This is a genomic window from Chryseobacterium tagetis (assembly GCF_016735585.2).
Taxonomy (GTDB): Bacteria; Bacteroidota; Bacteroidia; order Flavobacteriales; family Weeksellaceae; genus Chryseobacterium; species Chryseobacterium tagetis.
In genome coordinates, this window is record NZ_JAERSE020000003.1 from 856293 (window position 1) to 864189 (window position 7897).

Here is a 7897-nt window from a genome sequence, read left to right on the forward strand (position 1 = left end):
ATATGATGAAAAAAATAATCTTTCTATTAACGCTATTTTGTATAAAAATATATGCGCAGAATACCACGGTTGATATTTTCAAACCTATCCCTACGGTTTCTTATCTGTCTACCTATGTAGATTCACCGGTTGATATTTCTACGGGGGTTCCCAAAATAGATTTGCCGGGATTTTCTTTGCCTACCAAAAATAAGAATATCAATATTAATGTCAATTTATCTTATCATTCTAAAAATGCAGGACGATTTCAGAAATCTTCTGATGTTGGTCTGGGCTGGAGTCTGATGAATACAAATAATGTTATTTCTAAGGCGGTAATTGGAGGCCCTGATGAAAAAAATGCCAATAATCCCCTTATGAATATGGATATTTTTCAGTTCAATGATGTTTATTACTTCAATGCCTTTGGGATGTCGGGTAAATTTATTTTCAGGAAAATGAATGATAATACGTTTAAAGTACAAAACTTAGGTACTTCTAAAGAAAAAATAGAGTTTACCAATTCTCCTACTGCTTATTTTGATATTTTGAGTTTTAAAATTACAGATGAATATGGTAATCAATATTTTTTTGACAAAGCCAATAAGGTTCTGGATCGTACTTACAGCTATAATCATAAGGGGGCTTATTACCTGAGTAAAGTACTTGATCCTAGGAATCAGGAAATCATTAGTATTGAGTACGCAGAATATTCTTATATAGAGGATAATCTTTTGTCATATACGGATTATAAACCTAAAAGGATTATTTCAAACGGATATGGTGAGGTCAATCTGGAATATGATTACTACCCTCAAAACAGATATAAATCTAATTCTACCCATATGTCTGACTGCTATCTTATTAAGAAGGCTGAATTAAAAGATCCCCAAAATAAGCTCATTCAGCAGATTGATTTTACTTACGGCGGATTGGTTTATTATAAATATTCATTAACGAATAAGGTAACTTATGATACCAACACTCTTGATAAAATAACCAGGAAAAATGGACAGGGAAATGAAATAGAAGCTTATTCATTTACGTATAACAGCACAGGTACAGAAAAGGATTATGGACCATCACCAAACTTTGGATTTGATGTATGTCCTTCTGACCCCGAGCCTATAAGAGAGTGGACGGATAACCCCAAATATTCTACTATAGGAACTCTTTCAAAAATGATATTGCCTACAAAAGGATTTGTAAAATTCAATTTTGAATCCAATCAATATTATTTTAACAGAACTTCAGTTTCCAACGATCCTCTTACAGGACCGCAAACTATATATGCGCATGACAAAGAAACACAATATTATAAACAAATTGCTTCTTTTAATTTTAATACAAAAAAGAATACTGTATTCACTTTTAATGTGACTCCAGGGTCAACAAATATTCCGGATCACAGATCGCTTATATTGTGTTTTCAGGTGATAGGGTATGATCCCAACCCGCTGTTGGATCCCGATACAATACCGGTTATAGGCCCGATGTTTGACAATGAACCTATACAGATGACCGCAGATGGATATGGCAGAATCTATATTCCGGTGGCAATGGCCGGGCAGCATACCATAACAATTACAGGAAATACGACAGGGGTCGGAAATTTTTCGGTATCAGAGCTTACAGATACAGATGTAGCCCAGCACAATTATAAAAGTAAGTATGGGGCAAGAATCAAAAGTATTGAATATTATGATTCTGAATTTTCGGCTACCCCTTCAAAATCTAAAAACTATGTGTATGAAAAATTCTCAGACAGCCATGCATCAAGCGGAAACCTTTCTCCTTTTATAAGCTTCAATAAAAGCTCAGATTTTATTACCATGTATGGAGATACTGAAATTAATAAAAATATTATTTATAAGAATGTGAAAGAAGTGGATGCTGATGGCGGATATACAAAATATACATTTTTTGGGATGGATGACGGATATTTTTTTCAATACTATAATTATCTGGAAGATATCAATAACAAAGGTTTGTTATTGAGCAAAGAGCTATTTAGCGCAGCCCAAGAAAAAATTGCTTCCGAAAACCATGAATATACCTACGAAAATTTAGACGCTGATTCATTCATTATTGAAAATGCGGCAGGTTACACAACCCTTTATCCGGTCTTTATAAAGAAACATAAGGTGACCAATACTATGTATTTCCCACAAAACAGGACAGCAACTACCTTTAAGGAAACTCTTGTGAGTAAAAATGACTTTAATGTAGAGTATACTAAAGAATCTAATGATCATGGAGACATCAGCGAAACCTACTATTCTTATCCTTACAGCAAACAGCTTACGAAGCTCTTAAACAAAAATATGTTTAAAGAGCTTATTGAGACACAAACTAAACTGAATGACAATCTTGTCTCTAAAACGGAAAACAGATATGATGATCCGTCTCACTTATTTCCTACTTCTGTTTTGTCGCAAGATCTACAGACTGCAGCAATGTCTGCTGAGCTTACCTATGACCAGTATGATGCAAATGGTAATTTGTTGCAATACACTACAAAAGAGGGCGTTGTAACTTCTATAATCTGGGGATACGGAGGGACGCAGCCTATTGCTAAAATTGTTGGGAGCCCTTATTCTGTAGCTGGCGCACTGGCAGCAGATATTGTCTCGGCTTCAGATGCTGATGCTTTAGACCCTGCCAATGAAGGAACATTAATCTCTGCTTTAGACGCTTTCAGAAAACAGCCTGCATTGCTTACCGCCCAGATATCTACTTATACTTATGATCCTTTTATAGGAATAACGAGCATTACACAGCCATCAGGTATGCGGGAGCTTTATCTTTATGATGCCACCCAGCGCCTGAAAGAAATAAAGCAACAGGAGAAAGATGCAGCAGGAAACCTGATTTATAAAACGGTAAAAGAATTCAAGTACAACTACAAAAACTAATACCCGATGAAAAAAATGATGATTCCTATAAGTGCTTTGTTGATGGGGGGCGCTGCCCATGCTCAGCTAAGCACAACAGAAAATTACGTGTATTCTAAAACGTATTTAAGCGATCCTACGAAGCCTGATGTAAGAACCTCAGAAACGGTGCAGTATTTTGATGGGTTGGGAAGGGCCAAGCAGGTGGTGAATATAAAAGCTTCCCCATTAGGAAGAGATGTTGCCACTCCCATTGTCTATGACGGGTCTGGCAGACAGACCAGAGAGTATCTGCCTATTCCCCAGCAGTCTACCACTAATGGCTCCATATATCCTCAGGCATCAGGATTAATTCCTTATCCGGTTACAGATCCCAATAATGTTTATAATGGAGACAGGATATTTACAGAAAAGCAAGTGGAAAACTCTCCCTTAGATAGAATTTTAAGCCAGAAGCAGGTGGGAGATGCATGGAGCAATAAGCCTGTACAATTTGATTATGGTACCAGTACAGACGGTGAGGTAAAAAAATATACTGCTAGCTTTAATTATTCTACATTTGTTTCCGGGATTGTTTTATCACCAGCATCTTATGCAACGGGTGAATTATATAAGAATACGGTAACCGATGAAGACGGCAATATGACCATAGAGTTTAAAAACTGGAAGGGGCAGGTGGTAATGGTAAGAAAAATGCTCGATACGGATACCAAAGCAGATACCTATTATGTATATAACAACTACAATCAGCTGGCTTATGTTATCCCGCCATTGGCAGCTGCGGCCAATGCGGTTGATGAAACGACTCTAAACAACCTTTGCTACCAATACAAATATGATGGCAGAAACCGCCTGGTAGAAAAGAAAGTTCCCGGAAAAGGCTGGGAATATATGGTATATGATAAAGCAGACAGGCTCATCATGACTCAGGATGCCAATCTGAATGCCAAAAGCAAATGGATATTCACCAAATATGATCAGTTCGGAAGAGTAATTATGACAGGAATACTTGCAGGTGGAGACAGAGTGAATATGCAAAACCAGGCAGGATATTTTACCATAGCCGAATCAAGGAATACCAATGGATACTCAAAAAGTGGAATACAGGTTTACTATACCAATACCTACTTTCTGGATATTGAAACAGTTTTGTCTGTCAATTACTACGATACCTATCCGGCAGGGACTCCCGTTTTTACTCCCACAATTCCTAATCAGAGTGTTGTATTAACAGACAATATGAGCTCAGAGTTGAGTACTAAAGGGCTGCCTTTGGCTTCCTATGTGAAAAACATAGAAGATGATAACTGGACGAAGAGCTACAGCTATTACGACACCAAAGGAAGGGTAATCGCCACCCATTCCATCAACCATCTGGGAGGCTATACCAAAACAGAATCTGAGCTTGATTTTGCAGGACTGGCTAAACAGACTCTTACGTATCATAAAAGACTCTCTACCGATACTGAAAGAGTGATCACTGAGATTTTTGAATACGACAACCAGAACAGGCTGAAAGTTCACAAGCATAAAGTAGATAATAATGCTGAAGAAATACTGGCGCAGAATGATTATAATGAACTTTCTCAATTGACCACCAAGAAAGTGGGAGGAACAACTGTAGGGATTGGTCTTCAGGAAGTTAATTATGCCTACAATATCAGAGGTTGGATGACGCAGATCAATGATCCTGTGAACCTGGGAACTACAGACCTTTTTGGATATAAGATCAATTACAATCAGGTGCAGGGTTTGGCGTTTCCCAATTCAGATTTTCCTAACCTGGAAGTAAAGCCTAAATACAACGGAAATATAGCAGAAGTATCCTGGAAAACAGCCACTACATCTGGTGATAATCTGAGACGCTACGGCTATGTTTATGACGGATTAAACAGATTGCAGGCAGGTTTTTATCAGAAAGATACCAATCCATCGGCTCAGGAATACTTTGAGAAACTCGACTATGACCTGAACGGAAATATTACCAATCTGAAAAGATCCGAAGGGCTTCTGACAGGAAGCGCTACAGCAATGACTATCGATGACCTTAGCTACAGCTATACAGGAAACAGGCTGAACAGTGTTACCGACCTCTCAGGTCAGTACAATGGGTATCCGGATACTTCAGGAAATACGATTCCTTATGATCTCAATGGAAATATGACCAGTCATGTAGATAAAGGGATTTTAGGAATAGGTTATAATTTCCTTAATCTTCCGTCATCTCTTTTATTCAATGCAGGACTTTCGACAAGAACAGGGATTTTAAGAAACAATACCTCTTATCTGTACCGTGCAGATGGGGTAAAAGTGAAAAAAACATACAAGTTTGCCCCCTATGATCCTTTTGGAACAGCCACTCAGCTTTCCACAGAGATTACGGATTACTTAGATGGTTTTCAGTATAAAGGAAGTGCAGAAAGCGGGCCTAGAGGAACTACCGTTTTTGTGACTGCATTACAATTCTACCCAACAGCGGAAGGGTACTATGATTTTGTGAAAAATAAGTATATTTACAATTACACGGATCATTTAGGAAATGTAAGATTAAGTTACTTTAATAACGGGACAGCTATAGAAGTGTTGGAAGAGAATAACTATTATCCATTTGGATTAAAGCATGAAGGGTATAATCCTACGGCTGGAAATTCATCATACCAATATAAGTACAATGGTAAGGAGTTACAGACTGATTCGGGAATGTATGATTATGGAGCAAGAATGTATATGCCAGATTTGGGAAGATGGGGTGTGGTGGATCCACTGGCGGAAATTAACAGAGGCTGGTCACCATATCGTTATGCTTACAATAATCCCATGAGATTTATTGATCCAGATGGAAGATTAGAAGGGGATTTCATAAGTGAAGATGGAACATATCTGGGTAATGATGGTATTGATGATAAAAAAATATATGTAGTTAAAACAACGAAGACAAGTTTTGACTCTGGAGCACCCTCTCAAGGGATTTCTAATAAAGACAGAAAATCTACAGAAAAATTCATCACAGAAAATTCAGGTAAGACCGATGCTTTTAAAGCTAACAGCATTGCATATGATAATAGTGTAGAGATAGAAAGCAGTGCAGATACAAGGCAATCGATGGTAAATATTGTAAACCAAGACGATGGAAAAGGAGGAACATCCGATGCGAATAATAGAGAGTATGGTGGTAGAATCAAAAAAGATGGTACGGTTGTAGAAGCTCCTCCTGGAAAGGTAGGAGTTCCAGGGGTTGATCAAACGGCAACCATTTCAATTACTACCTATTTTACAGATCAAGTTACTTTTCATGATCACCCAAGTGGTGTAAAAATAGAAGGTAAGGACACTAGCAAATGGAATCAAGCACCCTCATTTAGAGGAGGAGATATTGAAGGTGGACACAATAAAAGTGAGTATGTTTTCGGCAGAAGAGATGGTACTGTTTATATTTATAACAATAAAGGTGTACAAGCTACAGTTCCTCAAAAGTATTTTGTAACCCCAAATAAGAAATAGTTATGAGAAAAATAATAATATGCTTTTTTGTGTTAATATTTGGTAATATTTATTCACAAAATAAAAAAAAAGATGATTTAAAAAAATTAATAGATTCAGCTATTGTAATAAAAGCTAACGATTTATACAGATTTTATAATAAAGAATTGAAAAAAAATAGACAAGATGATAATTGGAATATATATATAAATAATTTAGAAAATACAATTAATAATACGTATGTAATAGACCATAATTCTTCATCGGTGAAATTAGAAAATATAAAAGTTGCTATTCCTTTAAAAACAATAGATATCGAGGATCATAAAAATAGAAAGCTATTGAAAAAAGGGATAAATATTTGGAAAATAATCCCTAATCTTAATGGGAGTGTTCTGACAATCAATATCCTTGATGCAAGTTTACATTTGAAAAATAAAAAGTATGAATTTTCATACGGTGGTGGCTCAACTATTATTTTTCAATATTCTTGTGAAGAAGAAAAATGGAAGTTGATAAAAGAAGAGCATAAAGGAATATAATATTTTCCAAACGATTGCTGTGATGTGTTAAATAAAGGTAATGTTTCAGAGTTAGTGATGAATATTTTCAAAAATAAATCGTTGATTTTCAATACTTATTTGAAAGAGCTATTTTAAAGCAAGGGTAGGGAACATTTACTCTTGTATATTTTTGAAGAAAAAAACATATGCAAATGATTGAAGATCATTCTTAGTGTATCAGAGTTAGTGATGGATTGATTTTGGAAATAATAAGTATATCTACAATTACACGGATCATTTAGGAAATGTAAGATTAAGTTACTTTAATAACGGAAAGCTATAGAAGTGCTGGAAGAGAATAATTATTATCCATTTGGATTAAAGCATGAAGGGTATAATCCTACGGCTGGAAATTCTTCATACCAATACAAGTACAATGGTAAGGAATTACAGACGGATTCAGGAATGTATGATTATGGAGCCAGATTCTATATGCCAGATTTGGGTAGATGGGGTGTGGTTGACCCACTGGCGGAAAAGATGAGAAGATATAGTCCTTATAATTATGCTTTTAACAATCCTTTGAGATTTATTGATCCGGATGGAAGACAAGGAACTGATGTTGTGATCACTGGAGCAGAGCGACAGGCGGCTTTCACCGAATTACAAAAATCAGTTCAAGGTCAACTAAACTTATCTATGGATCAGGCAGGCAAGGTGACTTACACACCAGCAGGAAATGGAACTTTGAATACTGACGCACAACAATTGGTTAATTCTATTGATAATCATTCGGTTACAGTCAATGTCAATGCGCAAAACACATACACTACGCCTCAAAACGAGCTCGTTGTTGGTGGGGCATTCATGGGTAATACTGTAACCACAAGTCCATCAGGCAATACGGTTGCCGCTGATCTGTAAGTTTCCCTAAAAACTGGACAATTTATAACCCTAAGATTAACTAGAAAAAACAATTAATTTTAGGATATGAGAATAAGTAAATTTACAGACAGCCAAATTTTGGCAATTTTGAAAGAA

At 36.3% G+C, this 7897-nt stretch carries 3 protein-coding genes and 1 pseudogene; all 4 read left to right on the plus strand.

The genetic code is table 11. The annotated features are described in order from the left end of the window. Positions 1-5 precede the first annotated feature (5 nt). Entirely contained in the window at positions 6-2894 is a 2889-nt protein-coding gene (locus JI747_RS13835; RefSeq protein WP_225689483.1) for a hypothetical protein, read from the plus strand. Positions 2895-2900: 6 nt separating this feature from the next. After that, positions 2901-6374 (plus strand): DUF6443 domain-containing protein, encoded by a 3474-nt coding sequence (locus JI747_RS13840; protein WP_225689484.1) that lies wholly within the window; start codon positions 2901-2903, stop codon positions 6372-6374. A 2-nt stretch (positions 6375-6376) separates the two neighbouring features. Continuing rightward, entirely contained in the window at positions 6377-6895 is a 519-nt protein-coding gene (locus JI747_RS13845) for a hypothetical protein (RefSeq protein WP_225689485.1), read from the plus strand. Between the two features lie 211 nt (positions 6896-7106). After that, a pseudogene (locus tag JI747_RS20530) lies at positions 7107-7462 on the plus strand (RHS repeat domain-containing protein); the annotation flags it as partial. Positions 7463-7897 lie beyond the last annotated feature (435 nt).